Consider the following 26,816-nt stretch of genomic DNA (forward strand, 5'->3'; position numbering starts at 1 on the left):
GGTTTGTTCAAGCGTCGAGCGCCAGGCGGAGCAAACCTTCCATCGGCAAGTTGGCTACCGAACGCCAGCGGATACCCAGATGCGGGGCCAGACTGGCTGCATTGCCGCCGGACAGCAGGCAGACCTTGTCGATATTGCCAAGTCGCTGCCAGGCGCGTTCGACGGCGCCGACCTGCGCCTCGATGCAGCCGGTGACGATGGCGTCGTCGGTGCAGCGCGGGTAGTCGGCATGGCTGCCGTTGGCAAAGGGTAATGCTGCCGTGTCCACGGCCAGCGCGCGGCGCATCAGCTCGCCGCCGGGGAGGATCAGGCCGCCGAGGAAATTGCCGTCGGCGTCGAGCGTATCGACGGTCGTCGCCGTCCCGGCCATGACCACGATAGCCGCCGTCCGGCTCAGGCCACGGGCGCCGATCAGAGCACACCAGCGGTCGACGCCGAGTTGGGCCGGATTGCGATATTGGTTGGTCACGCCACAACGCGTCTCTTCCGAGCGGGCTTCAGAAAACACTGGTAGCCAAGGTGCCAGCTGCTCGCGAATTCGTCCGCCAGCCTCGGCGCCAGCAACATTGGCCAGCATTACCTTGGCCGGATGCGGCCAGTCGCCGACGAGTTGCCGCAACTGCTCGACCTCGGCATGGGCAACGGCGCCCTGGGCGAGCCATTGTTTGCCATCATGCACGCCCCATTTGATGCGGCTATTGCCGCTGTCGAGACAGACGATCATGCGCGGCGCAGGCTGACGTCGCCGGAAAAAATGCGTTCGACCCCGGCCGCAGTTTCGAGCAGCAGGGCGCCATCGTCATCAACACCGAGACAGCGGCCGCGCCTTGGATCTTCACCGTCACCGAGGACTTGCACGGCCTGATCCTGCCAGGCGTGGTAGCTCTGCCATTTCATTTTTAGGCCAAAAAACCGGTTTACCGTGAAAGTGTCGAGGACAGCCGCCAACTGGCCGAGGATGGCGGCCAAGACATCGTGGCGATCAATTGCGTGCGAACAAGCCTGGCTCAAACCGGCCACCGGCTGCGGCAGATCGCCCGTTGGTGGCGCAAGATTGAGACCGATGCCGATAATCGCCTGCGTACCACGGCGGTCGGATGACAGCTCGATCAGGATGCCGGCCAGCTTGGCGAAATCGTCGCCGGAACGCAGCAGCACGTCGTTCGGCCATTTCAGGCAAACACCCTTGGCGCCCAGATTTTCCATGGCCTGAGCGAGACCGACGCCGACGGCCAGCGACAAGCCACTCAGACCGGCCGCGTTACCGGGAAATCGCCAGAGCAAGGAAAAAGTCAGGCTGGATTCGGGAGATGACAGCCAACTCCGCCCGCGTCGCCCGCGCCCGGCGCTTTGCCGGTCGGCGACGACGACCGAGCCGGACGGCGCACCGCGCTCGGCCCGACGCATCAGTTCGCTGCTTGTCGAGTCGCATTCGTCCAGCGCGTCGACATCAAAGCGGCCGGCCAAACCGGCCAGCCGCGTTTTAATCAAGACTGGATCGATCAGTGTCATGCCGCGGATTTTACTCCGCTGCGTGCTCCTTGCCTCCATCGATGCCGAGTTCGGCGATCTTGCGGGTGATCGTGTTGCGCCCAATGCCCAGCGCCTGCGCCGCCTCGATCCGCCGGCCGCCGGTATGGGCCAGCGCCCGGGAGATCAGGATGCGCTCAAAAACCTGCGACAGAACGCCGTGGATGTCCGGAATGCCACGCGCCAGCATGCGGTCGGCCTCGCCTTCCAGCGCGCTTTCCCAGTCGGTGGACAAAGACACCGGCGTCGCCTCGCGCAATTCGCCAGGCAGGTCACTGATATCGACCTGTTGCCCCGGTGCCATGACGGTCAGCCAGTGACAGAGGTTTTCCAGTTGGCGAACGTTGCCCTGAAAATCGAGGCCGCTCATGTATTTGAGGGCAGCTTCAGTCAGACGTTTGGTTTCGACACCCAGTTCCCGCGCACTCTTCTGCAGAAAATGGCGAGCCAGCAAGGGAATGTCTTCGCGCCGTTCACGCAGGGCCGGCAGACGGACGCGAATGACATTGAGGCGATGGAACAAGTCTTCGCGAAACAGACCATCCTTGACCCGCGTGTCGAGGTTCTGGTGCGTCGCCGCAATGACCCGCACATTGGCCTTGATCGGCGAATGACCGCCGACGCGATAGAAATGCCCATCCGACAGGACGCGCAGCAGGCGGGTTTGCAGTTCGGCCGGCATGTCGCCGATTTCATCGAGAAACAGCGTACCGCTCTCGGCCTGCTCGAAGCGGCCACGCCGCTGGGCCTGGGCGCCGGTAAAGGCACCGCGCTCATGGCCGAACAGTTCCGACTCGAGCAAGTCCTTGGGAATCGCCGCCGTATTGATGGCAATGAACGGTTTGTCGGCCCGTGGGCTATGGCGATGCAGGGCGCGCGCTACGAGTTCCTTGCCGGAACCGGACTCGCCGGTAATCAGCACCGTCGCATGCGACAAAGCCAGCCGGCCGATGGCGCGGAAGACTTCCTGCATGGCAGGCGCCTGGCCAAGAATCTCCGGGACCAGCCCCTCTTCCTCCGCCGCACCGCTTTGGTGCATCGATTCATCAATAGCGCGCCGGATCAGTTCGACCGCCTGATCGACGTCGAAGGGTTTCGGCAGGTATTCGAAGGCGCCGCCCTGGAAGGCGGCGACCGCACTTTCCAGATCGGAGTAGGCGGTCATGATGATGACCGGCACCGACGGGAAACGGGTTTTCACCTCCTGCAACAGCTCCAGCCCCGATTGGCCGGGCATACGGATGTCGGACATCAGCACTTGCGGCGGTTCTATGCCTTGTTCGAGCTGCGAAATGGCCTCGCTGGCCGAGGCAAAACTCTTGAAAGGGATACCTTCGCGGGACAGGGTTTTTTCCAGCACCCAGCGAATGGAGCGATCGTCGTCTACGACCCAGACCGGTTTCATATTTTGTTGGCTCATTATGTGTTCAGAATGGCCTTAACAGAAGCAAGACTCAAGCCTGCTCAACCGGCAGATTGAGCGTGAAGACCGTGTGGCCGGGCCGGCTGACACAATTGATCGTGCCATGATGATGCTGGATGAAATTCTGGGCGATGGTCAGTCCCAAGCCGCTCCCCCCCTCGCGCCCGGAAACCAGCGGATAGAACATGCGTTCGCGGATTTCGTCGGAAATGCCCGGGCCATTGTCGATGACCTTGATTTCCATGGCCAGCCGATAGCGTTTCTTGGCCAGCGTCACCTGCCGCAAGGAGCGCGTCCGGAGAACAATTTCCCCTTCGCCGCCCATGGCCTGCGCCGCATTGCGGGCAATGTTGAGGACCGCCTGGATCAACTGCTCGCGATCACCGACCAGTTCGGGCAGACTCGTATCGTAATCGCGACGAACGCTCAGCGACCCCGGGAACTCGGCAGTCAGCAGACTGCGCACCCGCTCGAGGATTTCGTGAATATTGACCGTCGTCGGCAACATCGCCCGATGCGGGGTGAGCAAGCGCTGCATCAAATCCTGAAGGCGATCCGCCTCCTTGATGATGACCTGCGTGTATTCCTTGAGCGACGGATTGGCCAGTTCGTGTTCGAGCAACTGCGCAGCCCCCCGAATGCCGCCGAGCGGATTCTTGATTTCGTGGGCCAGATTGCGGATCAGCTCGCGACTGACCTGCTGCTGCTCGATCAGGCGCTCTTCACGCGTTGCTGCCAGATGGTGCTGGATCGGCTGCAGCTCGAGCAGCAGGCGAACGCCCGGCGCGATATCCGGGCGTAGCGGCGTCACCGTGCAGTTGATGTTGAGCACCTCGCCATCGCTGCGTTTCAATTCGACATTCTGGCCGGTGTAGCCCCAGTTGTTGTTCAAGCCATTATCGAGCGCCGACTGCAAGCTCGCCGAGCAGGTGCAGACTGTCGTCAGGGTCTGGCCGATCACGGCACGGCTGCTCACGGCCAGCAGGTTTTCGCCCGCCGCATTGATATAGCGGATGGCCAGTGCGTCATCCAGCAGGAGCACCGCCGAAGCCAGCAGATCAAGGCCGGCAAAGGAAGAATGAGTAACGTTCATGCCCGCCATTGTAGCGATTCGGCACCCCCTACTGATGATAACTTGCGTTACTGACCAATCGTTCATTATCATCCGGACACTGTCCACCGGACCCCAATATGATCAAGACCGCTCCTCGTGTTGCCGCCTTGCTGGTTACTGCAGCTACCGTTCTCGCCAGCTGTCAGGCTGGCGATGCCACGCCACCGGCGCCCCGCGCCGTGCTGGTCCAGGCCGCTGCCAGTGCGCCGCTGACCGGCAGCGTCTATACCGGCGAAATCCGCGCCCGACATGAAGTCGATCTGGCTTTCCGCGTCGGCGGCAAGATTGCCGCCCGCCTGGTCGACGCCGGCGCCGAAATCAAGGCCGGTCAGCCGCTGGCCCGCCTCGATCCGGCCGATCTCGAACTGGCCGCCGCTGCCGCCCGCGCTCAATTAGCAGGCGCCGAAAGCGAGCACACCACGGCTCGCGCCGAACGCGAACGCTACGCCGGCCTGATTGCCAAAAAATTCGTCAGCCAGGCCGCTTTCGACGCCAAGGACAATGCCTACAAGAGCGCCCAGGCCCGCCTTGAACAAGCCCGTGCGCAGAGCCGGATCAGCGGCAACCAGACCAGCTACGGCACCTTGAGCAGCGAGTTTCCAGCCATCGTCACGGCCGTTCTCGCCGATGCTGGCCAGGTCGTCAGCCCCGGCCAGGCCGTGATGCGCGTCGCCCGCCCGGAGGAAAAGGAAGTCGCCATTGCCATTCCCGAAAGCCGTCTGGCTGAACTGAAAGCCGCTAAAAATCTGGCCATCAGCCTGTGGGCCGACCCGAAAATTATCTTGCGCGGCGAACTGCGCGAACTTTCGCCCGCCGCCGACCCGGCAACGCGCACCTACGCAGCGCGCATTCGCATCGACAACCCACCGCCCGAGGTTCGTCTCGGCATGACGGCACGCGTCGCCCTTGATGACGCAATGGAAAGCTCGCTTCTCGTCCCCTTGAGCGCCGTGATTGATGTCGGGCAAGGTCCGCTGGTCCGCGTCGTCAGGGATGGCAAAGTTGCCACCCACCCGGTCAAGGTTGCCCGCTTCCGCGAAGATGGCGTCGAATTGAGCGGCGGACTGGAGGCCGGCGAACTGGTCATCATCAGCGGCGCCGGCAAGCTGGTCGACGGTCAGGAAGTGCAAGCCAGGCCCGCCACGACCCCGGATCGGCAGCGCTAAATCGTGAGCCACCGCTTCAACCTGTCCGACTGGACGCTACACCACCGCACGCTGGTCGGCTACTTCCTGCTCGCCATCGCGCTGATGGGCGTTTTTGCCTACGGCAAACTCGGCCAGGCCGAAGATCCGCCCTTCACCTTCAAGATCATGGTGATCCGCAGCTTCTGGCCAGGTGCCACGGCGCGTCAGGTTGAGCAGCAACTGACCGACAAGATCGAGAAAAAACTGCAGGAAACGCCCTACATCGACCGCGTTTCCAGCTTCTCCCGGCCCGGCGAATCGACCGTGATGTTCTTCGCCAAGGACAACACGCCGCCGGCCACTGTGCCCGACGTGTTCTACCAGGTGCGCAAGAAAATCGGCGATATCCGCCACACCTTACCCACCGGCATTCAGGGACCTTTCTTCAACGACGAGTTCGGCGATGTTTTTGGCAATATTTACGCGTTGACCGCGGAAGGCTTCGATTATCCGCAACTGAAGGACCAGGCCGAGCGCATTCGCGATGAACTGCTGCGTGTACCGCAGGTTGGCAAGGTTGAAATCTTCGGCATCCAGGACGAAAAGATCTATGTCGAACTCTCCAACGCCAAGCTCGCCACGCTCGGCATCGACTTGGCAACCATTACCCTTGCGATGACTCAGCAGAATGCCGTAGCCGGCACCGGCTTCTTTGAGACTACCAGTGAGCGCATCCAGGTTCGGCCCGGCGGGGCTTTCAACAGCGTGCAGGCCGTCGCCGATACGCTGATCCGGGCGGGCGGCCGCAGTTTTCGGCTCGGCGATATCGCTGACATCAAACGCGGGACCATCGACCCGCCCAGCACCAAAGTCCGCTTTGGCAGCAAGCCTGCCCTCGCCATTGGCGTCTCGATGGCCAAGGGTGGCGACATCATCGAGCTCGGCAAGGCCCTGAACACACGCATCGCCAAGCTGCAGGAAGCCTTGCCGGTAGGCGTCGACATTGGTGTAGCGACCAGCCAGCCGGAAGCCGTCGCCCGTTCGGTCAAGGCCTTCACGCAGGCGCTGGCCGAAGCCGTCATCGTCGTGTTGCTCGTCACCTTCATCAGCCTCGGCATCCGCACCGGCCTGGTCGTCGCCATCTCCATCCCGCTCGTGTTGGCAGCTACCTTTCTCGCCATGTATCTGTTCAACGTCGGCCTGCACAAGGTGTCGCTTGGCGCGCTGGTGCTGGCCCTCGGCCTGCTCGTCGACGACGCGATTATTTCCGTCGAGATGATGTGGGTGAAGATGGAGCAGGGCTGGGAACGCACCCGTGCCGCCTCCTTTGCCTACACGAGCACGGCCGGACCGATGCTCTCGGGCACGCTGGTTACCGTCGCCGGCTTCATTCCGATTGCCTTGGCCAAGTCATCAACCGGCGAATATGCCTTCGCCTTCTTCCAGATCAACGCCGTCGCCCTGCTCATTTCGTGGCTGGCCGCCGTCATTGCCATTCCCTGGCTCGGCTACAAGCTGCTGCCCAACCCGCACGCAGTACACCAGAGCAGCCGCCTGGAAAAACGCCTGCCGCGCCTTGCCCGCCTGTTCGACAAGCTCGGCCTGAATGGCCCGGCCCACGCCGAAGACCATGACGTCTATGGCACGCCGTTCTATACCCGCTTTCGCCAACTGGTCAGCTGGTGCGTCGGACGACGCTGGCTGGTAATTGGCGTCACCATCATCCTTTTTGTGCTGTCCATCGTCGGCATGATCAAGGTTCAGAAGCAGTTCTTCCCGAACTCGACCCGCCTTGAACTCAATGTCGAACTGCGTCTGCCCGAGGGTGCATCGATAGCCGCCATAGACGCCGAGGCAAAGCGCCTTGAACAGTGGCTAGACAAGGATAAGGAGGAATTCAACCAGTTCGAGCATTACACGGCCTTTGTCGGGACCGGAGCGCCGCGCTACTACCTTGGCCTCGACCAGCAACTACCGGCCAGCAATGTCGGCCAACTAGTCATCGTCACGCGCGACGTCGAGGCCCGGGAAGCCGTCCGCGGTCGACTGATCAAGCTGTTCGAAAATGACAGTTTCGCCGCTCGCGGCAACATCGCCCGCATCGAAAATGGCCCGCCGGTAGGCTATCCGGTGCAATACCGCATTTCCGGCGAAGACGTCGCCACGCTGCGCCAGGCAGCTGCCAAGGTCGCCACGATCATGCGCGAGAATCCGGAATTATCCAACGTTAACGTCGACTGGAGCGAGTTGTCGAAGTCGGTCGAGATCGAAATCGATCAGGACAAGGCGCGCCTGCTCGGCGTTTCCAGCCAGGATATCGCCGCGCTACTCAACATGTCGCTCAACGGCCATACGGTGACCAGCTACCGGGAAGGCGAAAAGAGCATCGATGTCGTACTGCGTGGCGACCGCGAAGAGCGTAGCCACCTGTCGTCACTGGCTGATCTGTCGGTACCGACACGGGCCGGCAAGAGCGTTCCGCTGAGCCAGATCGGGCGCCTCAAACACAGCTTCGAGCCAGGACTGATCTGGCGCCGCGACCGCCTGCCGACGATCACGGTGCGCGGCAATCTCTACGGCAAGATTCAGCCGGCCACCGTCGTCGACCGCATCAAGCCCGAGATCAATGCCATCCAGGCCAGCCTGCCCGACGGCTATCACATCGCCACCGGCGGCTCGGTCGAGGAATCCTCAAAAGGCTCAGGATCGGTGATGGCCGGCATTCCTCTCTTCGTATTGGCGGTGATCACGATCCTGATGATCCAGCTGCAGAGCGTTTCCCGCGTCATCATGGTGCTGCTCACGGCACCGCTCGGCATCATCGGCATTGCGCTGTTCCTGCTCGTCTTCCGGCAACCTTTCGGCTTCATGGCCCTGCTTGGCACCATTGCGCTGTTCGGGATGATCATGCGCAACTCGGTGATTCTCGTCGACCAGATTGAGCAGGACATGGCGGCCGGCAAACCGCGCCATGAAGCGATTGTCGAGTCGACGGTGCGCCGTTTCCGGCCCATCGTGCTGACTGCTGCAGCAGCGGTACTGGCGATGATTCCGCTATCGCGCAACGATTTCTTCGGGCCGATGGCCGTCGCCATCATGGGCGGCCTGATCGTCGCCACGGCGCTGACCCTGCTCTTCCTGCCGGCGCTTTATGCGGCCTGGTACAAGGTCAGGAGAGAGGATCCTAAAGACAGGATCAAGGATCGAGCTGTTAGCTGGAAGTAAAAGCAAAGGGCGCCTCGGCGCCCTCAAAATTCCCCTAATAGCCCGATTTTGATAACTGGTAGCTACCTGAGGTTACCCAGCTCCTTCTGAATCGCCTGGATATTACGCTCATGTTGTCCGACGCGGTCGCGGTAGGGGGCAAGACGGTCGTTGCTCGAACCGGCGGCCTGCTGTTCAGACAAATCCTTGCGCGCCTGCTCCAGGTTGCGCTGCTCGCCAGCCAGCTCCTGTTCGAGGATGTGGCGACGATCGCCGTCGCGCGCCTTTTGGGTGTCTTCCTGTACGCGCGGGAAGCCTGCCGGTGAGGGATTGGCCGCCGCCGGCTTGGCCTTGGGTGGTGCCGGCATGGCATTTTCCTGACCGCTGGAAATCACCTTGCAATTCTTGTCGATCCGGGCACTGGCATAAGTCGTATTGCCATTGGCATCGACACATTTGTAAATCGCCTGGGCCGAAACCGAGAGCGGCAACAAAGCGATAAGCAGGGCAAGCGGACTGCGCATCATCGTCATCATTCCTGTCAATTTTTTGAGTGTACCGGACTTAACGGCCGAGCCTGGAAAAAGTAAACAAAAAAAGGGCGGGAAATCCCGCCCTTTTTGCTTTTCCGGCTGATTAGCAGGAGTAGTACAGATCGAACTCGACCGGGTGGGTCGTCATGCGAACCTTGTTCACTTCGTCCATCTTCAGGGCGATGTAGGCATCGATCCAGTCGTTGGAGAAGACACCGCCACGGGTCAGGAAGTCACGATCCTTGTCGAGCGCGGCCAGGGCTTCTTCGAGAGAGGCGCAGACGGTCGGGATCTTTGCATCTTCTTCCGGCGGCAGGTCGTAGAGGTTCTTGTCAGCCGGATCGCCCGGGTGAATCTTGTTCTGGATACCATCCAGGCCGGCCATCAGCAGCGCGGCGAAGCACAGGTACGGATTGGCGATCGGATCCGGGAAGCGGGTCTCGATACGACGAGCCTTGGTCGAGGCAACGTACGGAATGCGGATGGAAGCAGAACGGTTCTTGGCCGAGTAAGCCAGCTTGACCGGGGCTTCGTAGTGCGGGACCAGACGCTTGTAGGAGTTGGTGCCCGGGTTGGTGATGGCGTTCAGGGCCTTAGCGTGCTTGATGATGCCGCCGATGTAGAACAGGGCGGTGTCAGACAGACCAGCGTAGCCGTCACCGGCGAACAGGTTCTTGCCGTCTTTCCAGATGGACTGGTGGACGTGCATGCCGGAACCGTTGTCGCCAACGATGGGCTTCGGCATGAAGGTGGCGGTCTTGCCGTACTGATGGGCAACGTTGTGCACCACGTACTTCAGGATCTGGGTCTGGTCGGCACGCTTGACCAGGGTGTTGAACACGGTACCAATTTCGCACTGACCGGCAGTGGCGACTTCGTGATGGTGAACTTCAACCGGGACGCCCAGGGCTTCCAGAGTCAGCACCATGGCCGAACGGATGTCATGCAGGCTGTCGACCGGGGGAACCGGGAAGTAGCCTCCCTTGACGGTCGGACGATGGCCGGTGGAGCCATTGCCGTCGTTCTTCTCGCCCGAACCCCAAGCCGCTTCGGCGGAGTGGATTTTCAGGGAGCAGCCGGACATGTCGACAGACCAATCAACGCCGTCGAAAATGAAGAATTCCGGTTCCGGACCGAAGTAGGCGGTGTCGCCGATGCCGGAGGACTTCAGGTAGGCTTCAGCGCGCTTGGCGATGGAACGCGGGTCGCGGTCGTAGCCACGGCCGTCGGCCGGGTCAACGACGTCGCAGGTCAGGACGACGGTGGTTTCGTCGAAGAACGGGTCGATGTAGGCGGTTGCCGGATCCGGGTTCAGTTGCATGTCGGAAGCTTGAATGCCCTTCCAGCCGGCGATGGAGGAACCGTCGAAAGCGTGACCGTTCTCGAACTTGTCTTCGCTGAAGGCGGAAACCGGCACAGTCACGTGCTGCTCCTTGCCACGGGTATCGGTGAAGCGGAAATCGACGAACTTGGCGTCGTTTTCCTTGATCATCTTGATGACGTCTTGCGGGGTTGCCATATGCCTTAATCTCCTAAGAAAACAAGTTGCCGGGCGATCCGGCGACAATCAAAAATTCGCAACTCGGAACATTAGCAGAAAGCATGCCAAAGCTCGGCGAGTAATCTTTGTATTTTGCCACAACGGGATGCAGGGTTTAAGCAAAGAATTGACGCACCGCGATTGTGCAACACACAAAATTAACACACTAATTTGGTGCAACAAGGCAATTCAGGGATACGCGCCGAATCAAGGGGTGCAACTTCAGGCGATCGACCAGAAGATTCTCGGCCTGACGAAGCGCCTCGCCGTTTTGAAACAGGTCGTGGCTGAAAAAGATTTCGGCCTCCACTTGGCCTTTCAGGTAATGCAGGACGATTTTTTGCGGTTCGGGCAGACCGGCGAGCAGTGGCTGCAATTCGCCGAGCAAGGCATCGCGTGCCGGGAGGCGGGTCGCGTAGCTATCCGGATCCATGTCGTCTTCGGGATCGATGTGCACGAGCACGTCAAGCACCTCCGGATGTTCGCGCAGAACCCTGGCGCGCGCCGATTCGGCAATGCGATGCCCCTCGGAAACGCTGATCCGGGAATCGACCTGAACATGAGTGTCGACCAAGGCCTGATGCGCCATGCGCCGGGTCCGCAGCTGATGCAGATCACGCACGCCCGGCGTCGCCAGCAGCGTCTTCCGGATGGCTTCGACCTGGACGTCGTCGAGGCCGGTATCGATCAGTTCCTTGATGGCTCCCCAGGCCAGACGGGCGCCCATGTGGAGGATCATGAAACCCATCAGCGCCGCCGCCAGCAGGTCGAGGAAGGACCAGCCCATCAGCGCGCCGCCGATGCCGACCACGACGACCAGCGCTGACGCCGCATCGGCCCGCGTGTGGAGAGCATTGCCAATCAACAATTGCGAACGCAGTTTTTCGGCAACGCGAATCAGGTAGCGATACAGGGCCTCCTTGGAAAGCACCGTGGCGACCGCCACCCAGAAGGCAGCGAGTTCGACGGTCGGCAAGGCCTCGATGTGCTGAAGACGCATGCCCGATTCCCAAAGGATGCCGCCGCCGATCAGAGTCAGCGAGGCTCCGAGCACCAGCGTCGCAGCGGTTTCGACGCGGGCGTGGCCGTAGGGATGGGCCCGGTCGGCCGGGTGGGCGCTCTGCCGGGTGGCGTAAATGACGAGAAAATCAGAGAGCAGGTCAGAGAACGAGTGCAATCCGTGGGCGACCAGCGACTGCGAATGGGCCAGCCAGCCGACGATCAGCTGGGCGACGGTCATCACCAGATTGACCGCGACGCTGACCCAGGTCGCCTTCTGCGCCGCAGCCGAACGCTCGGCCGGCGTAGCGGAGACGGCGAGGTGATGCTCAAGTCCCATGATGTCTGCCCTATACTATTAACGTGCAATTTTAACAGTTGGACATTATGGGAAAGTTAACCGAAATACTCAGTCTGGCGCAGGCGCGTGGCAAAGCCCTTGGCCGCCCCTATCAGGGCGAACTGACGCCGCAAGAGGCGGGCGACTTGTTGCGCCTGGCGCCCGGCGCCAAAATTGTCGATGTCCGGACCCGGGCCGAATGGGACTGGGTTGGCCGGGTCGCCGGCGCCGTCGAGATCGAGTGGAATCAATATCCGGGCGGCGTGCGCAACCCGAACTTCATGGCCGAACTCAAGCGTCAGGTCGATCCCGAAGCGCTGGTCATGTTCCTCTGCCGCAGCGGCGTGCGCTCGGTCGCCGCGGCCGCCGCCGCCACCGAAGCCGGCTACAACAGTTGCTATAACATCCTCGAAGGCTTCGAGGGCGACAAGGATGCCAATGGGCACCGCAACACCATCGGTGGCTGGCGCAAGGCCGGAATGCCGTGGATTCAGGGATAATCCCACGGTCAACCGGAAATAACGGCCAAAAATGAAATGGCCCAAGATCAGAGTACAGCATGCAAACAGCCACCATCGCCTTCGACCCCTTCAACCGCCTCTCCGACGAGGCCTGCCATGAACGCATCCGTATCGCCCGGGCCAAGCTCGGCAAGCGGGCCGTCATCCTCTGCCATCACTACCAGCGCGCCGACGTCTATCAGTACGCCGACCTGACCGGTGATTCGCTCAAGCTGTCGCGGCTGGCCTCGCAGACCGATTCGGAATTCGTCATTTTCTGCGGCGTGCACTTCATGGCCGAAGTCGCCGACATCATGACCGCCCCGCACCAGAAGGCCATCCTGCCCGACCTCGCGGCCGGCTGCTCGATGGCCGACATGGCCAACCTGGCCAAGGTCGAGCGTTGCTGGCGCGAATTGAACAGCGTGCTGAACGCCGAAGAGGAAGTTACCCCGGTCACCTACATCAACTCGGCGGCCGATCTCAAAGCCTTCTGCGGCGAGCATGGCGGCATCGTGTGCACCTCGTCGAATGCCGGCACCATCGCCAAATGGGCCTTCGAACGGCGGCCGAAAGTGCTGTTCTTCCCCGACCAGCATCTCGGCCGGTGGACCGGCCACAACATGGGCATCGCGATGGACGAAATGGTCGTCTGGGACCCCGACCTCGAACTCGGTGGCCTGACGCCGGCCCAGATCAAGAAGGCCAAGATCCTGCTCTGGAAGGGCCACTGCTCGGTGCACCAGATGTTCCAGAAATCGCACATCGACGCCTTCCGCGCCAAATACCCGGAAGGCAAGGTCATCGCCCACCCGGAATGCAATTTCGAAGTCTGCGCCGCCTCGGATTACGTCGGCTCGACCGAACACATCGTCAAAACCATCAAGGAAGCGCCGGAAGGCACGCGCTGGCTGGTCGGCACCGAACTGAACCTGGTCGACCGTCTGGCCAAAGAGGTTTTGCCGCAGAACAAGATCGTCCAGTTCATGGCCACCACCGTCTGCATGTGCTCGACCATGCAGCGCATCGACCCACAACACTTGGCCTGGACACTCGAAAACCTGGTCGACGGCAAGGTGGTCAACCAGATTTCCGTACCGGCCCACGAAGCAACGCTGGCCAAGCTGGCCCTCGACCGCATGCTGGCGATTTCCTGACACCGCCATGACCCAGCCCGCGCTGCATGTCACGACCTACAACATCCACAAGGGCTTTTCGCAATTCAACCGGCGGATGATGGTGCATGAGCTGCGCGAGCGCCTGCGTCATCTCAACCCGGACATCGTGTTTTTGCAGGAGGTGCAGGGGCTGCACCTCGGCCATGCCGAAACGCATGACGACTGGCCCGATTCGCCGCAGCACGAATTCCTCGCCGAAGACGTCTGGGCGTCCTCCGCTTATGGCCGCAACATGGCCTACGATCATGGCCACCATGGCAACGCCATCCTCTCGCGTTTCCCCATCCTGCATACGCACAACCAGAACGTCACCCACCTGCGTTTCGAAAAGCGCGGCATGCTGCATTGCCGGATCGAACTGCCGGGCGGTCAGACGGTGCATTGCGTCTGCGTGCACCTGTCGCTGTTTGGTTATTCGCGGCGCAAGCAGATGGCGGCGCTGGCCGATTACCTCGATCACCTGGCCGAACCCGACGCCCCGCTCATCGTCGCCGGCGATTTCAACGACTGGCGCAACCGGGTCGGCGAAGACCTGACTCGGCGTCTCGGCCTGCGCGAAGTCTTCTGCGGACCCAGCGGCATACCGGCCTGCAGCTTCCCCGCCGCCATGCCGATGTTCCGCCTCGACCGCATCTACGTGCGCGGCTTCGATGTGATCAGCACCGAAGTCCATCACGGCAAGCCGTGGTCAGCCATTTCCGATCACGCCGCGCTGTCGGCTCACCTGACCAGGCATGGCCGCTGAGTTTGTGCCGGGCAACCGGCTGACTCTGCTCAACTCGGGCGACGACTATTTCCCGGCGCTGCTCGCCGCCATCGACGCCGCCGAAGTCGAGATCTACCTAGAAAGCTACATCTTCGCCAATGACGAGGTCGGCCAGGCGGTGGCCAGCGCCCTGTGCCGGGCGGCCGATCGCGGCGTCCAGGTCAATGTCACGGTTGACGGCTTCGGGGCGCGCAATTTCAAATTTGACTATTTTTCCCGGTTGACCGCAGCAGGCGTGCGCGCCATGTTTTACCGGCCCGAGATCGGCCGCTACCACTTCAAGCGCCACCGGCTGCGTCGCCTGCATCGCAAGCTGGTCGTCATCGATGCCCGTACTGCCTTCGTCGGCGGCATCAATATCATCGACGACAACAATGCACCGTTCGACATGCGCCCGCACTACGACTACGCCGTGCGCGTCGAAGGGCCGGTCCTCCACCAGGTGCACCACGCCGCGCGGCGCATGTGGGAAACCGTGTCATGGGTCAACTTCAAGCGGCGCTTCCGCCTCGCTCCGGTCGCCGCGCCGGTCTGCGAACTCGCCGGCAATCAGACGGCGGCCTTCCTGATCCGCGACAACATCCGCCACCGCAACGACATCTTGCACGCCTATGTCGACGCCATCGACAACGCCAAGCACGACATCCTGATTGCCAACGCCTACTTCCTGCCCGGCATCCGCTTCGGCCGGGCGCTCTACGGCGCGGCCCAGCGTGGCGTGCGCATCACCGTGCTGCTCCAGGGCAAGAGCGATCACCAGCTATTTCGCTACGCCACCCAGACGCTGTACGCCACGGCCCTGGCGGCGGGCATTCGTATCTTCGAATACGAAAAGAGTTTCATGCACGCCAAGGTCGCCGTCATCGATGGCCAGTGGGCCACCGTCGGCTCATCGAACATCGACCCGTTCAGCCTGCTCATGGCCAAGGAAGCCAATCTCGTCGTGCGCGATGCCGGCTTTGCCGGCGAACTCGAAGCCAGCCTGAAGAGCGCCATGGCCAGCGGCGCCCGCGAACTGCTCGCCGAAGAACTGTCCCGCCAGCCCATCCACTCCCGCTTTCTGCGCTGGCTGGCCTACGGGCTGGTCCGCGCCATGGTCGGCATTGCCGGCTACAGCCAGCGCCACTGGCAGAGCGAAGAAACTACGCCAGAGGAACGATGATCGCCGGTTGCCGGGGAATGGCCTCGAACGACCAGTTCTTCAGTGCCCAGGCCCAGACCTCGGCGACCGTCGCCTGTGCCAGTTCGGCCGGCGCCGCCTGACCGAGAAAATCCAAGGCCCGAACCAGCTCGGCCGCCGCGATATCGCTCGCCAAAGGCCGAGCCAGCGTCTGCTTCGACAGCTTTTCACCGGCCGCATTGGCCGCCACCGGCAGATGGGCGTAGCTCGGCGTGGCAAAGCCCAGACAGCGTTGCAGCCAGATCTGGCGCGGTGTCGAGGCGAGCAGATCGGCACCGCGCACGACTTGCGAAATTTGCTGAAAATCGTCGTCTACCGTGACCGCCAGCTGATAGGCGAACAAACCGTCGGCCCGGCGCAGCACGAAGTCGCCGACATCGCTTTCGAGATGCTGGGCGACGCGTCCCTGCAGGCGATCAGCGAAGGCGATTTCCTCATCATTGACGCGCAGCCGCCAGGCCCGCGCCTCCCGCCCGGCTGGCAAGCCGGTGCGGCAAGTGCCGGGATAAGCCAGCCCGCCATCAATCGCCGGGCGCGTCGCCGAATCGGCGATCTCCTTGCGCGAACAGGCGCAGCCGTAGGCCAGACCGGCACCCTGCAATTGCGCCAGCGCCGCTGCGTAGGCATCGAACCGGTTGCTCTGATACAACACCGGCCCGTCCCATTCAAAGCCGAAAACCTCCAGCGTGTTCAGGATGGCATCTGCCGCCCCCGCCACGTTGCGCGGCGTATCGACATCCTCCATGCGCACCAGCCATACGCCGCCCTGCGTGCGTGCATCGAGGTAGCTGCCAACGGCGGCAACCAGGGAACCGAAGTGCAGGGGACCAGTGGGCGATGGGGCGAAACGGCCGCGGTAGGCGTTGGTGGACACGATATTGAGCGATGGCAGGAGCGAATCCGGTTCGCGACTATACCAAGCCATCGGTCCGGAACTGAAGCGCCCGGATTTTCTGAAGGGAATCTTCGGGCCGCCCTGCTTGTCCGAAAGAGGACCGTCCGGTAAAAGCAAACAATCGATTCACCAAGGCCCCCATGGACCACAACATCCCCCTGATCACCACACTGGCGGCCGGCTTCGGTATCGCCCTGATCCTCGGCTTTGCCGCCGAGCGCATGAAACTGCCCGCGCTGGTCGGCTACCTCGCCGCCGGCATCCTGATCGGCCCGGCCACACCGGGCTTCGTTGCCGACATGCACATCGCCGCCCAGTTGTCCGAAATCGGCGTCATGCTGCTCATGTTCGGCGTTGGCTTGCATTTTTCGCTGGGCGACCTGATGGCCGTCAAGCGCATCGCCGTGCCTGGGGCCGTCGTCCAGATGGCCTGCGCCACCCTGCTCGGCATGGCCGTGGCCTGGGGTTGGGGCTGGGAGTGGGGGCACGGCCTGCTGTTCGGTCTTTCGCTGTCCTGCGCCAGTACCGTCGTGCTGCTCAAGGCGCTCGAAGCCAGAGGCGTTCTCGACAGCATGAACGGCCGGATCGCGGTCGGCTGGCTGGTCGTCGAAGACCTGGCCACGGTTCTCGTCCTCGTTCTCCTGCCGCCGCTGGCCGGCATTCTCGGCGGCGAGGCGCAGTCTGCCGGCGGCAATCCGGAAGTCTGGCTGGCGATTGCCAAGACGTTGCTTCAGGTCTGCGCCTTCATCGGCCTCATGATGCTCGTCGGCCGCAAGCTCATCCCGTGGCTGCTCTGGCACATTGCCGCCACCGGCTCGCGTGAGCTGTTCACGCTGTCCGTCGTCGCCGCGGCCATCGGCATCGCCTACGGCGCAGCCGAGCTGTTCAGCGTGTCGTTCGCGCTGGGCGCTTTCTTCGCCGGCATGGTCATGCGCGAGTCGGAGTTCAGTCATCGGGCGGCCGAAGAATCCCTGCCCCTGCGCGACGCTTTCTCCGTGCTGTTCTTCGTTTCGGTCGGCATGCTTTTCCAGCCGTCGATTCTGGTCGACAAGCCTTGGCAGGTCTTGGGCGTCGTCGCCATCATCATGCTCGGCAAAACATTGGCCGCAATGGCGCTGGTCCTTGCCCTGCGCTACCCGCTAAATACAGCCCTGACCGTCGCCGCCAGCCTCGCCCAGATCGGCGAGTTTTCCTTCATTCTGGCCGGGCTCGGCCAGTCCCTGGGCCTGATGACGAGCGAAGGGATGAGCCTGATCCTGGCCGGCGCATTGATCTCGATTGCCCTCAACCCGCTGATGTTCTCGGCCATCGAACCGCTGCGGAGATGGGCGCTAGGCAGGTCAGCAAAGGCTCGAGAGCTCGAGCAACGCGGCGATCCGTTTGCCGAACTGCCGATGAGTACCGAGCGCAAGTTTCTCGAAAAGCAGGTCGTCCTGGTCGGTTACGGCCGGGTCGGGCGGCGGATTGCCGAGGCGCTGGATCGCCAGGGGATTCCTTACGTGGTCGCCGAGCAAAACCGGGAACTGGTCGAGAGCCTGCGCGACAAGGGTATCGCCGCCGTCTCCGGAGACGCCAGCGAGCCTTCGGTACTGATTCAGGCCCATATCTCCGACGCGGCCATGCTGGTCATCGCCAGCCCCGACCCGATCAACGTTCGCCAGATGGTCGACACAGCACGGACCCTCAACCCGGACATCGAAATCGTCCTGCGCACCCACAGCGAGGCCGAGTCGGAGATGCTGCGCAAGGACAAGCTGGGCACCGTTTTTCATGGCGAAGAGGAATTGGCCAAAGGCATGACTGGCCATGTGCTGGCGCGTTTTACCCGGCAGCTTGAGCCGGCTTGATTTGTCTCCATTACGCCGCTGTTCTGAGCAATTAGTGTCGAAAACTACCATCGTGGATTAAGGTGGGTTTCAAGACTACTGATCCTGAAGGCTAAATTGTTAATGTCGAAAACTCAACGCCTCGACCGGTAGCAAAACCCCATCGCCCCAACAATTAAAGTCGAAAACCCGATTTGATCGCCGTAATTGCACACCGGTAAAAAAATCGCTGTTGTTCCGCCTCCGGTTATTCGACGGTGTGAATCGCCCGGCCCCATTAGATACTCCTGATCCTTAAACCTAAGGTCAAGCAGTCCCATTTGCAAGATCTGCCGTTGATCTTGCATTACCAGCCCCTTTGTATTTCAGATCTTGCACTTCAGCATCCGATTTAACGAGCAGCGCCTAAAAGGCAATTTCAACGCTGCAAAAGGAGAATCGGCATGTCTGAACCATATGAGTGCAATTGGGCTAAAACGCAGGCTTATTCCTTCATCAAAGCGATGCGCTTGGCATCCTTGGCGCACCACAACCAAGTACGCCTAGATGGAACCCCTGCGCTATGGCATCCAATCGATGTCGTACATCTGCTTCAGCTGCATGGCATTAGAAACGTGTCCATTCTCTGTGCGGGCTTATTGCACGACGCACTAGAAGACAACCCGAGTCGACGCGAAGAACTTCGTCACAACATACTGCATGAATTAGGCAAGCCGGTACATGACTGGGTGGTCATGCTTTCCGATTCACAAGAATTGGTGACGAGTGAAGCACGCAAAGCCGCGCAACTCCGAAAAATGCACTCCGCACCAGCGGAAGTCCGAATAATCAAGCTCGCAGACCGACTAGCTAATTTACTAAGCGGACCAGCGCCCGCCTGGAGCGCTGCCAAATGCACGGCCTATGTCCGCCATTCAAGGGATTTGCTGCAGGTGGCGCAGACGCCGCATGCCGAATTACAGCGATCAATTCATAGGGTGTTACGTGAGCACCCTTGGAAAGCGTTCGACGCAACCTGCAAGACGAACGATCCAGCAGCAGATCGCGAGGCCTGATCGCCAAATTTTTTCCCGACAGTCACAGGAATCCTGATCGGGTCGCACTGCGAGATAACGAACCAATCAAGCGATGACAAGGAGATCAACATGACACGAAAACCAAGCAAGAAAGCCCCGATATCTGTCACCCCAGGAATTGATTGGCATGACGAAAAGCAACCCACTGCTCGCAACAAGAAGAAAAACAAGCCAACGCCAACACAGCGCTTGGCGACCATGAGCGATTTGACTGCTTACCTCGCAAAAGCCGACGAGCCAGCGACGCTTGCCGACATTGAATTGCTGCAAACGGTGGCACGGGCGCAAGACATCGATATCGCCTCCCTGGAGATCTGAAAATGAGCCAGCAAATAACTGATCGCAACAAGACCCTGCCCAACCCCTTGGCCGACCCCGCATGGGCGCCTGTGGTGGACGTTATTCGCAAATGCGTGTTTCGGCGCGACCGCGAGGCTACCCACATCACACTGGAAGATTTCCGGGAATCGTTGCGTTACCTCGAGATTCGTTCCGAGGCAAAAAAATTCCTGACCAAGGAGTTGGGCGAACTTCCCCCAGCTGCCAATGAAGCGGAAATCCGGAGCCTGCTTAGCATTGACAATAGCGGACAACAACGACTGCGCTTCGAGGATAACCCTGGTGCCTTGTTCAAGAAGGCACTCCAACGCTACGAATATTTCTTGTCTCTGGCCCCGCTTTCCAGCCAAGGCCAATTGCAACATGTATTCCGAACGCTGTTGGCCGCTGGGAAGAAAATCCCTGGTCAGGGATTGGCAGCACAGGATGCCGCGCAGCAGTTGGCCATTGCCTTAACGGACAAAAATCGAGCGTTACCGGTATCGCTATTCCTTCATGGGCCGCACGGCTGCGGCTGCCGGGAAATGAGTTCAGCGATCGCGCAAGCCATGGCGGGACTTGGTTATGCCCCCCTTGAACTAGACCTTTCCCAATATCGAAATGAGGGAGAAGAAGCCAGCATTCGGGGATCAAAGCCCTATTGGTCGGGCTCCCGAGCGGGGGATGCGACGGGGTTCATTCACCAGCATCCGAAAGCAGTCGTCGTCGTCCACAATGCCGACCGTAGCCTGCCCAGGGTTCTCGAAGCCTTCATGCAGCCGCTCACGACGGGCAAGTGGGTTGACCAATTCGGACTTGAAGACTCCGACGAAGGCCCACCGCGAGGAAGCAGCAAGCGTTCCCCCACCACGGTCGATTGCAGGCAAGCCGTGTTCGTTTTCAATGCCAGCAGCGAAGGTAGCCAGTGGTACCAGAATCCTGACTACCAAAAATTTCTCGACGCGCATGGCCACGACTTGCTGCTCGAGGCCATGCGCGACGCGACACAGGAATTTCGGGGGGAGACCTTGCCTGTTTTCCATGGACCGCTCCTCGACACAATCGGGAAATCCTTCGTTCGCCTGCCCCCTGTTTCCTGGGTCGATTTACGTGCAGCAGCCAAGGACGGATTGCAGCAAGCCAGCCGCAAGATTGGCCGACGCTTTGGCTGTCAGCTCTCAGTAAAAAATGCGCGTGCAATCGCCGACCTTCACTTGTTGCGGACTGCGCCAACGCAAGGGGTTAGCGCCTGCAACGCGAAATCCTTTGAGGAAGGTTTATTTGCCGACGTCGCAAGCTGGCGCATCAACAACGAAACCGATGCATCCGCCAAACTGGATATTTCCCCGGAGGCCATCGACCAGCTGGAAAAGATCCTCGACGCGTTGGGAAACGATCCTGTAGCAACACTCAAACGCAAGACGCAAAGCGTTCTGTACGCCGTCTCGATTGAAGAAGATGAGGTCAACGGAGTACGTTTCATCGTGCGTGATGTCAGGTTGCAAAAGACCCCTCGGTTGAAGGACTTTACCGGCGAAATCCACCTTGAAGCGAGCGTTCCCGATGTCCGGTTTGCCGATGTAGCCGGACACACCGAGGCCAAAGACTTCTTCCGCGAAATGATCGGCTATTTGCGTCGCCCAGCGCTGGTTTCCGCAATCGGTATCGATCTCCCGAAAGGTGCGCTTCTCTACGGCGAGCCAGGCACCGGGAAAACCAAGCTCGCCCAGGCGTTTGCCGGGGAAGCAGGCCTGCCCTTCATCGCGGTGACCGGAGCAGACCTCCTTTACCCGCAACGGATTTCCGAGCTCTATCGAATCGCCCGGAGCGTTGCCCCGTGTGTCATTTTCATCGATGAAGTCGATGTCATCGGCAAGCGTGGCCAGAACGGCGCTGCACACGACACGGCGATAAACACCTTATTGACCAGCATCCAGGGGTTCGCTCAGGGACAGGAAATCTTCCATATTCTGGCCACCAATCGCCCGCACTCGCTGGATGAGGCCGTGGTGCGCCCGGGCCGTATTGACCGCAAATTCTATTGCGGCGCACTGGATCGCGAGGCGCGAGCCGGCATGATGAAGCGCCTGACCAAGGTTGCGAAGCTTGCGCCGAAGGCAATCGATCGCCTGCTACCACTAACCTACGGCATGACCGGCGCGGACTTCGAGCAAATCGTGCGCGCCGCGGGACTGCGCCGCCTGCGTCTGGAGTCGGATCGCGCCTTGAGTGTTGAAGAAGTCATCGATGAGATCAACACGCAGAAGTTTGGCGAGAAGCGGCGCGGCCTCAAATTCGATGCCAACACCCGCCGCCGCATCGCCCTGCACGAAATCGGCCACGCCGTCCTGCTGTCTATCCGCCAGCCCGACTTGCCTCTCGAAGTAGTCACCATCACGCCGCGGCGTAATGCGGCTGGTTTTGTGTCGGTGAATGCCGAGAATTTTGAACTGGCTGAAGAAACGCCCAACGCGGTACGTAACTTCCTCGCCTGCCGTCTGGCCGGGCGCGCCGCCGAAATGATCGCGTACGGCGATGAAGGCCGCTCCTCCGGCGCAACATCCGATCTCAGCGTTGCCACCCGCGCAGCCTACCGCGCCGTCGCCTACAGCGGACTAGACGCGGAGATGCCCGTAGGATCGATTCTCGGCTTCAGCGAGTTCGGCGAAAACATCCCAGCCCCCCTCGTACATAAGGCCTGGGAAAGAACACAGATCTGGTTGCAGGAAGCCGAAAAGGAAGCCATCCAGGTGCTGCAGGAACACTGGCCATTGGTCTGTTTCCTCACCGACATGCTGCTTGAGAAGGAGCACATCAGCGGCGAAGAGTTTACCGAACTGGTTGCCGGCTTTCACGCCGAGCAAACACCCACGATCCAATCGGGAGAACAATCATGAGCATTAGAAAACCTTGGTTCCTTTGCGGCGCAGACTTCCCGGATATCTTTATCGACGATTTCGTCGAAAAGGCCGTAATCCCGCCGGTTTTTGTCAGCGATTTCGACACGAAAAAATTCAGTCGAATGGTATTGGGGGCCTTGTCGCTCAGTCTGGAAGAGAAAACCCGGATTTTTGACTCCCTCCCCACGCTGTCGCTTTTCCAATGCGATGAACTGGAAAAGGTCTTTACTGACGAAACCAGCTCATTCACCAATCTACCCGACGAGTTTCCAATCGTGCTGCGCCTTTCTGCTGCCAGCGTCATCGGCGCCTATGCATTGGCGCTGCATCGTGGTGCCGGCACCGCCGATGTAGCCGAGGAAACCGCCATGATTCAAGCCATGGGGAGCGCAAAACGAAAGTCCAGCAAACGCCTGCAGGGATTTCTCAAAACCATGCCCAGACACCAACCCGTCGTGGATTACGTCTACGGCGAAACGCAGCTCCGCCATTCCGGTGCACCGGAAATTCCCGAGTTTCTACGCCAAGGGATTTGACCATGACTACCTCAACCTTCAAATGGATGGCATCCTTGGCTATCGCCGCAGGCATCACCCTGACAAACCTGTGGATACTCAATCACTTGGTTGGTCACGGACGCCATGGCCTGTTGATCGCCCAAGCCTGGTCAGGCGTCGTAATTATTCTGGGACTCTGCTACGCAGCGGGACAGTTCCCGAAGCTGCAGGACAACCGCCAGACAACAGCAACCGACCGCCAAACCTGGCTTAAGGCCGCCATCTGGACATTTGTCTGTTCCGGTTTTCCCTGGCTTACCCTCCCCGCCGGCGGTGCCCTCGGCCTTTTTGCGGCCGCCTGCTTTATTGTGCTGATCTGGCGCACACCCGATGGTGACTCGACCGATAGATTCTGGCGTAGCGCCCTACTTGCCGGACTACTGGGTTTTACTGCGCTGCTTGCCTCGCTTCTCCAAGGTAGCCCGTATCGCCTGGCCCGCCTGATGGCTGATTTCAGCGGCCCACTCGACCTCCTGGGGCGTCATTACGACCATGGCTTGGTTTTGCGCACGTTGTTTGGCGTGCACCTGCTGGGCGAAGCCAGCAACACGCTACCGGAGCGGATCAATAACCTGATGCTGCTCCGTATTTCCCACTGGCAAGGCGCCCTACCCGCTGCACTGGTTGCCAGCGCCGTGCTCATGCTTTGGCAACAAATCCATGCCTGGCTAATACGCATCGCCCCTGGGATACATCTCTCGCCAGGTATGAAACGCTTGGGCCTGGCACTCGTTGCTCTCCACGGTATCTCAGCCCTAGGGAACGTACTCTGGAATTTTGGCCTGACGCGCCAATCCTTCGGGCTGGTGCTACCGCCCCTGACGACAAATGCCGCCTGGTGGCTATTGTCGGCATGCCTGACCGGGATCATGTTCCTTGCCTACCGGCAAAACGCTCAGGCGCACGAAATGCAGCCGATCAGCACCCATCGAGTCTGGCAAACGGCCGGCGCACTCACCGGTTTCGCTGCGCTTGTGAGCTTTGGTCTGCTGCTCGCCATCGATAGCGCCAAGGATGTTTACGCCGCCAACCGTGCGCCAGAGGCAAAGCAGATCGTTCGGCGCGGCATCACAGACCGCAACGGCACACCCATTGCCACCTCGACACCAGCGTTCGACCTGTGGCTCATCCCCAAACAATTCTGGGGAACCTCACCCGCCAACCCTGGGCCATCAACGGCGTCTGCGGAGCCCAACGATCAGCAACGACGTACCCAACTGCTCGGCGCAATGGCGGAGTGGCCACAGTTACGCACCATCGTTGAAGGCCGGATAAACGGCTATGGCAAATCTGACGAGCAGCAAAAAATCCTCGCCTGGGCCATCAAGCCCGAGGTGGCAGAAAAAATTTCCGCTACCGGTTTAAGTGGTCTGAAACTGACCCAACGTCCAGCCAGACATTACCCGCAAGGCGGGCTTTTTGCCCATCCCTTGGGCTTTGTCTCACTCGCCGCCCCTACCCATGGGCAGGATGGGCTCGAGCTGGCAGAAAACCTGATGCTTCTTCATATGGTAACCAAAAGCGATGCCGATGATCCGCCTCCGCTGCAAACCACGCTCGACCCCGAAATTCAGCATGCTGCAATCACCGCGCTCAACGAAGGCATTGCCAGCCATGGCGCTAAGGGTGGCGCTGCTGTCGTCATCGAGGCCAGCACTGGAAAAATCCGGGCCATGGTCAGTTCGCCCGGGTTCGATGCCAATTACGACAGCAGCTACCGCAATCCGTACCAGCCTGAGCGCATCCTAAATCGGGCACGCGGCATTAATTTTCCGGTCGGCAGCCTGCTGACGCCTTTGCTGGCTGCACATATGATCGAAACCGGTCGAATGAAACCCGCCACGACGATTAGCATCGGCCACAAGCTGAACATTGGCAAAACCACCATCGTAGACGTCTCGCCGAACGATACCCTCACCCTGACCGAGATCGTCACCAAGTCGTCCAACATCGGCCAAGCCAAATTGGCGCTCTCGCTGCCGCTGGCTGAATTACGCGATGTCACACGGCATCTGGGCATTGGCGAACCGCTACACATCCGCGGCCTCATCGGCAACATGGACTACGAATCGATCAAGTGGTCGAACTGGACGCCGCAGATGCATGCGCAACCGGGGCTGCACATCACCACCAATCTGCTGCAAGCCATGCGCGCTTATCTGCCACTTGCCAACGGCGGCAAACTGGAACACCTCAGCTTGATCGAGTCGTCAACCCCAGGGCGAGGACATTCGACGCGAATACTGTCGGAAAGCACGGTCAAAACCATGCGCGACATTCTCAACTCCGCCGCTGGTCCAACGGGAACAGCGCCACTGGCGCAAGTGCCCGGCGTCATGGTTGCAGGCAAAACGGGCACCACCATCGCCAGCAACGGACACCCGGTCACTGCCTTCATCGGCATGGCCCCGGCTGAACAACCTCGCTACTTGATTGGGGTCCTGCTCGAATTCCCCGACAACCAAATCAAGCTGGCCGGCAACACGGCGGCACCGGTTTTTGCCAGATTGGTCGAGAAAATCATCGAGTCCGAAAAAGCTCAGACGACACCCGAACCTGATCGCCAGTTCGCCCGCCTGGCGTCGACCGAACCCGCAAATACCTGACCGGAGAACAAAATGGATTCAATTCTGACCGACCAGATCGAATGGCTCATTTCCGGCAACATGGAAGGCCTCCGTTTCAAGCGCCAACTCCTGTTACTAACCGGTTGCCTTGCCGATGGCGCACCACCGGAGAATATCGGCGAGGAACTTTCGCGGCTGACCCAACGCATTGCCAGCGAAGAGGTGTTTCATGCGCTGCTCGATTCGCTGAATGCTTACATCCGCAACAAGGATAAGGAGCAGACGAATCTCGACATGAGCGGACTGATCGCCCAGCTTGAAGCCTCTCGCGAGGAACTCAAGCAATGCCAACCCGCAAACACCACACTGATCCTTTGCTGGGTACTGGGTAAAGCCAAGGAACGGAGACTGCTGGGCAAGATTCGGGGGCAACGATGAGCGAACTGCAAATTGGCACTCCCCAATCTTGGCGCCAGGGAGAGGTACTGCCCGGCGATGGCATCATTCCCACCCTTGTCGTGATACCGCCCGGAGAGTTCATCATGGGAGCCCCCGAAACAGAAGCCGACTCAAATGACAGCGAGCGTCCTCAGCACCGGGTCAAGATCGACTACTGGCTGGCAGTGGGTCGTTATCCGGTAACACAGTATGAGTGGTTGGCGGTGATGGGGAGCAACCCCAGTAAACATCAACGTGGCCTTGACCACCCGGTCGACAATGTTTGCTGGAACGACGTTCAGACCTATCTCAATGCGCTGAATGAAAAAACAGGCCATCAGTACGGCTTTCGCATGCTCTCGGAATCGGAATGGGAATATGCCTGCAGGGGAGGAACTAGCACCCGCTTCAGTACAGGTGATGAAATCACGACAGATCAAGCTTGTTTTGATTTCAGCCATGGTCAAGGCACCTGCCCCGTTGGTTGTTTCTCACCCAATGCCTTTGGGTTACATGACATGCACGGAAATGTCTTCGAGTGGGTGGAAGACCCATGGGCCAGAACACATAATGGAGCGCCGACCGATGGCAGTGCTCGCGGCCTGCCCAGTTATGAATGTGTGAGACAGCTCCGGGGTGGCGGTTGGGTCATTAGTTCGCGTGAGCTTCGGTCTGCCGCACGAAAGCAAAGCTGGCCGGATTTCAAAACCGGGTTTTATGGTTTCCGGATTGCGCGAACGCTACCGTGACACATCCAAGTCACACACAAAGTCGGACTCTGCATATAAACATGCATTAACCACCT

General features: G+C 60.4%; 22 protein-coding genes. 14 read left to right on the forward strand and 8 right to left on the reverse strand.

From position 1 onward, the window contains the following. Nucleotides 1-7: 7 nt before the first annotated feature. The 4 genes from KI613_RS18845 to glnL are packed head-to-tail and all read right to left on the reverse strand — an operon-like array spanning nucleotide 8 to nucleotide 4,055. Entirely contained in the window at nucleotides 8-724 is a 717-nt protein-coding gene (locus KI613_RS18845) for a type III pantothenate kinase (RefSeq protein ID WP_226402366.1), read from the reverse strand. Then, nucleotides 721-1,512, reverse strand: coding sequence for a biotin--[acetyl-CoA-carboxylase] ligase (locus KI613_RS18850; RefSeq protein ID WP_226402368.1), 792 nt, complete (start codon nucleotides 1,510-1,512; stop codon nucleotides 721-723). Before KI613_RS18850 ends, KI613_RS18845 begins: the two co-directional genes overlap by 4 nt. Before the next feature lie 10 nt (nucleotides 1,513-1,522). Beyond that, nucleotides 1,523-2,935, reverse strand: a complete 1,413-nt coding sequence (ntrC, locus tag KI613_RS18855) for a nitrogen regulation protein NR(I) (RefSeq protein ID WP_226405779.1) — start codon at nucleotides 2,933-2,935, stop codon at nucleotides 1,523-1,525. A 49-nt stretch (nucleotides 2,936-2,984) separates the two neighbouring features. Continuing rightward, nucleotides 2,985-4,055: a nitrogen regulation protein NR(II) gene (gene glnL, locus KI613_RS18860; RefSeq protein WP_226402370.1), complete on the reverse strand. Its 1,071-nt coding sequence runs from the start codon at nucleotides 4,053-4,055 to the stop codon at nucleotides 2,985-2,987. Between the two features lie 89 nt (nucleotides 4,056-4,144). Between glnL and KI613_RS18865 the strand changes: the two genes are divergently transcribed. Together KI613_RS18865 and KI613_RS18870 are read left to right on the forward strand one after the other, a co-directional pair. Continuing rightward, nucleotides 4,145-5,233: an efflux RND transporter periplasmic adaptor subunit gene (locus KI613_RS18865; RefSeq protein WP_226402372.1), complete on the forward strand. Its 1,089-nt coding sequence runs from the start codon at nucleotides 4,145-4,147 to the stop codon at nucleotides 5,231-5,233. Between the two features lie 3 nt (nucleotides 5,234-5,236). Further along, nucleotides 5,237-8,419 (forward strand): efflux RND transporter permease subunit, encoded by a 3,183-nt coding sequence (locus KI613_RS18870; RefSeq protein WP_226402374.1) that lies wholly within the window; start codon nucleotides 5,237-5,239, stop codon nucleotides 8,417-8,419. 62 nt (nucleotides 8,420-8,481) lie between these two features. Here KI613_RS18870 and KI613_RS18875 read toward each other — a convergent pair whose 3' ends face one another. The 3 genes from KI613_RS18875 to KI613_RS18885 form a co-directional block, all read right to left on the reverse strand. After that, entirely contained in the window at nucleotides 8,482-8,925 is a 444-nt protein-coding gene (locus tag KI613_RS18875) for a DUF4124 domain-containing protein (RefSeq protein WP_226402376.1), read from the reverse strand. A gap of 109 nt (nucleotides 8,926-9,034) precedes the next feature. Beyond that, complete coding sequence (gene glnA, locus KI613_RS18880; protein WP_226402378.1) at nucleotides 9,035-10,450, reverse strand: type I glutamate--ammonia ligase; 1,416 nt, start codon at nucleotides 10,448-10,450, stop codon at nucleotides 9,035-9,037. 187 nt (nucleotides 10,451-10,637) lie between these two features. Next, nucleotides 10,638-11,810, reverse strand: a complete 1,173-nt coding sequence (locus tag KI613_RS18885) for a cation diffusion facilitator family transporter (protein ID WP_226402380.1) — start codon at nucleotides 11,808-11,810, stop codon at nucleotides 10,638-10,640. 47 nt (nucleotides 11,811-11,857) lie between these two features. Between KI613_RS18885 and KI613_RS18890 the strand changes: the two genes are divergently transcribed. Genes KI613_RS18890 through clsB form a run of 4 tightly spaced genes read left to right on the forward strand, consistent with a single transcriptional unit; the run spans nucleotide 11,858 to nucleotide 15,416 of the window. Beyond that, the gene (locus tag KI613_RS18890; RefSeq protein WP_226402382.1) at nucleotides 11,858-12,310 is read left to right on the forward strand and encodes a rhodanese-like domain-containing protein; all 453 of its coding nucleotides are present in this window, start codon (nucleotides 11,858-11,860) and stop codon (nucleotides 12,308-12,310) included. A 59-nt stretch (nucleotides 12,311-12,369) separates the two neighbouring features. Then, complete coding sequence (gene nadA, locus KI613_RS18895; RefSeq protein WP_226402384.1) at nucleotides 12,370-13,467, forward strand: quinolinate synthase NadA; 1,098 nt, start codon at nucleotides 12,370-12,372, stop codon at nucleotides 13,465-13,467. Nucleotides 13,468-13,474: 7 nt separating this feature from the next. Next, the gene (locus tag KI613_RS18900) at nucleotides 13,475-14,233 is read left to right on the forward strand and encodes an endonuclease/exonuclease/phosphatase family protein (RefSeq protein WP_226402386.1); all 759 of its coding nucleotides are present in this window, start codon (nucleotides 13,475-13,477) and stop codon (nucleotides 14,231-14,233) included. Continuing rightward, entirely contained in the window at nucleotides 14,223-15,416 is a 1,194-nt protein-coding gene (gene clsB, locus KI613_RS18905; protein WP_226402388.1) for a cardiolipin synthase ClsB, read from the forward strand. Before KI613_RS18900 ends, clsB begins: the two co-directional genes overlap by 11 nt. Here the strand turns inward: clsB and gluQRS are convergent. Beyond that, the gene (gene gluQRS, locus KI613_RS18910) at nucleotides 15,397-16,359 is read right to left on the reverse strand and encodes a tRNA glutamyl-Q(34) synthetase GluQRS (protein ID WP_226402390.1); all 963 of its coding nucleotides are present in this window, start codon (nucleotides 16,357-16,359) and stop codon (nucleotides 15,397-15,399) included. The two genes, clsB and gluQRS, sit on opposite strands and share 20 nt — an antisense overlap. 110 nt (nucleotides 16,360-16,469) lie before the next feature. On the opposite strand from gluQRS, the gene ybaL reads away from it, so the two are divergent. The 8 genes from ybaL to KI613_RS18950 all read left to right on the forward strand — a co-directional run bounded on the left by ybaL (nucleotide 16,470) and on the right by KI613_RS18950 (nucleotide 26,760). Continuing rightward, complete coding sequence (ybaL, locus tag KI613_RS18915) at nucleotides 16,470-18,176, forward strand: YbaL family putative K(+) efflux transporter (RefSeq protein WP_226402392.1); 1,707 nt, start codon at nucleotides 16,470-16,472, stop codon at nucleotides 18,174-18,176. Between the two features lie 422 nt (nucleotides 18,177-18,598). Next, nucleotides 18,599-19,210 carry an HD domain-containing protein gene (locus tag KI613_RS18920; protein WP_226402394.1) on the forward strand — a complete coding sequence of 204 codons (612 nt, stop codon included), beginning with the start codon at nucleotides 18,599-18,601 and terminating at the stop codon, nucleotides 19,208-19,210. Between the two features lie 90 nt (nucleotides 19,211-19,300). Next, nucleotides 19,301-19,549: a hypothetical protein gene (locus KI613_RS18925; RefSeq protein WP_226402396.1), complete on the forward strand. Its 249-nt coding sequence runs from the start codon at nucleotides 19,301-19,303 to the stop codon at nucleotides 19,547-19,549. A gap of 2 nt (nucleotides 19,550-19,551) precedes the next feature. Next, the gene (locus tag KI613_RS18930) at nucleotides 19,552-22,446 is read left to right on the forward strand and encodes an AAA family ATPase (RefSeq protein WP_226402398.1); all 2,895 of its coding nucleotides are present in this window, start codon (nucleotides 19,552-19,554) and stop codon (nucleotides 22,444-22,446) included. After that, on the forward strand, nucleotides 22,443-22,985 hold the full coding sequence (locus KI613_RS18935; RefSeq protein ID WP_226402400.1) for a hypothetical protein: 543 nt from the start codon (nucleotides 22,443-22,445) through the stop codon (nucleotides 22,983-22,985). Before KI613_RS18930 ends, KI613_RS18935 begins: the two co-directional genes overlap by 4 nt. 2 nt (nucleotides 22,986-22,987) lie before the next feature. Continuing rightward, nucleotides 22,988-25,612, forward strand: coding sequence for a peptidoglycan D,D-transpeptidase FtsI family protein (locus KI613_RS18940; RefSeq protein WP_226402402.1), 2,625 nt, complete (start codon nucleotides 22,988-22,990; stop codon nucleotides 25,610-25,612). 12 nt (nucleotides 25,613-25,624) lie between these two features. Further along, nucleotides 25,625-26,011: a hypothetical protein gene (locus KI613_RS18945; RefSeq protein WP_226402404.1), complete on the forward strand. Its 387-nt coding sequence runs from the start codon at nucleotides 25,625-25,627 to the stop codon at nucleotides 26,009-26,011. Continuing rightward, complete coding sequence (locus KI613_RS18950) at nucleotides 26,008-26,760, forward strand: formylglycine-generating enzyme family protein (protein WP_226402406.1); 753 nt, start codon at nucleotides 26,008-26,010, stop codon at nucleotides 26,758-26,760. Before KI613_RS18945 ends, KI613_RS18950 begins: the two co-directional genes overlap by 4 nt. Nucleotides 26,761-26,816 lie beyond the last annotated feature (56 nt).

Source organism: Ferribacterium limneticum (assembly GCF_020510585.1).
GTDB lineage: Bacteria > Pseudomonadota > Gammaproteobacteria > Burkholderiales > Rhodocyclaceae > Azonexus.

Coding starts and splice junctions, on each gene's coding strand:
- KI613_RS18845 (WP_226402366.1), bottom strand. CDS start 724: ATGATCGTCTGTCTCGACAGCGGCAATAGCCGCATCAAATGGGGCGTG.
- KI613_RS18850 (WP_226402368.1), bottom strand. CDS start 1,512: ATGACACTGATCGATCCAGTCTTGATTAAAACGCGGCTGGCCGGTTTG.
- ntrC (WP_226405779.1), bottom strand. CDS start 2,935: ATGAAACCGGTCTGGGTCGTAGACGACGATCGCTCCATTCGCTGGGTG.
- glnL (WP_226402370.1), bottom strand. CDS start 4,055: ATGGCGGGCATGAACGTTACTCATTCTTCCTTTGCCGGCCTTGATCTG.
- KI613_RS18865 (WP_226402372.1), top strand. CDS start 4,145: ATGATCAAGACCGCTCCTCGTGTTGCCGCCTTGCTGGTTACTGCAGCT.
- KI613_RS18875 (WP_226402376.1), bottom strand. CDS start 8,925: ATGATGCGCAGTCCGCTTGCCCTGCTTATCGCTTTGTTGCCGCTCTCG.
- glnA (WP_226402378.1), bottom strand. CDS start 10,450: ATGGCAACCCCGCAAGACGTCATCAAGATGATCAAGGAAAACGACGCC.
- KI613_RS18885 (WP_226402380.1), bottom strand. CDS start 11,810: ATGGGACTTGAGCATCACCTCGCCGTCTCCGCTACGCCGGCCGAGCGT.
- KI613_RS18890 (WP_226402382.1), top strand. CDS start 11,858: ATGGGAAAGTTAACCGAAATACTCAGTCTGGCGCAGGCGCGTGGCAAA.
- nadA (WP_226402384.1), top strand. CDS start 12,370: ATGCAAACAGCCACCATCGCCTTCGACCCCTTCAACCGCCTCTCCGAC.
- KI613_RS18900 (WP_226402386.1), top strand. CDS start 13,475: ATGACCCAGCCCGCGCTGCATGTCACGACCTACAACATCCACAAGGGC.
- clsB (WP_226402388.1), top strand. CDS start 14,223: ATGGCCGCTGAGTTTGTGCCGGGCAACCGGCTGACTCTGCTCAACTCG.
- gluQRS (WP_226402390.1), bottom strand. CDS start 16,359: ATGGCTTGGTATAGTCGCGAACCGGATTCGCTCCTGCCATCGCTCAAT.
- ybaL (WP_226402392.1), top strand. CDS start 16,470: ATGGACCACAACATCCCCCTGATCACCACACTGGCGGCCGGCTTCGGT.
- KI613_RS18920 (WP_226402394.1), top strand. CDS start 18,599: ATGTCTGAACCATATGAGTGCAATTGGGCTAAAACGCAGGCTTATTCC.
- KI613_RS18925 (WP_226402396.1), top strand. CDS start 19,301: ATGACACGAAAACCAAGCAAGAAAGCCCCGATATCTGTCACCCCAGGA.
- KI613_RS18930 (WP_226402398.1), top strand. CDS start 19,552: ATGAGCCAGCAAATAACTGATCGCAACAAGACCCTGCCCAACCCCTTG.
- KI613_RS18935 (WP_226402400.1), top strand. CDS start 22,443: ATGAGCATTAGAAAACCTTGGTTCCTTTGCGGCGCAGACTTCCCGGAT.
- KI613_RS18940 (WP_226402402.1), top strand. CDS start 22,988: ATGACTACCTCAACCTTCAAATGGATGGCATCCTTGGCTATCGCCGCA.
- KI613_RS18945 (WP_226402404.1), top strand. CDS start 25,625: ATGGATTCAATTCTGACCGACCAGATCGAATGGCTCATTTCCGGCAAC.
- KI613_RS18950 (WP_226402406.1), top strand. CDS start 26,008: ATGAGCGAACTGCAAATTGGCACTCCCCAATCTTGGCGCCAGGGAGAG.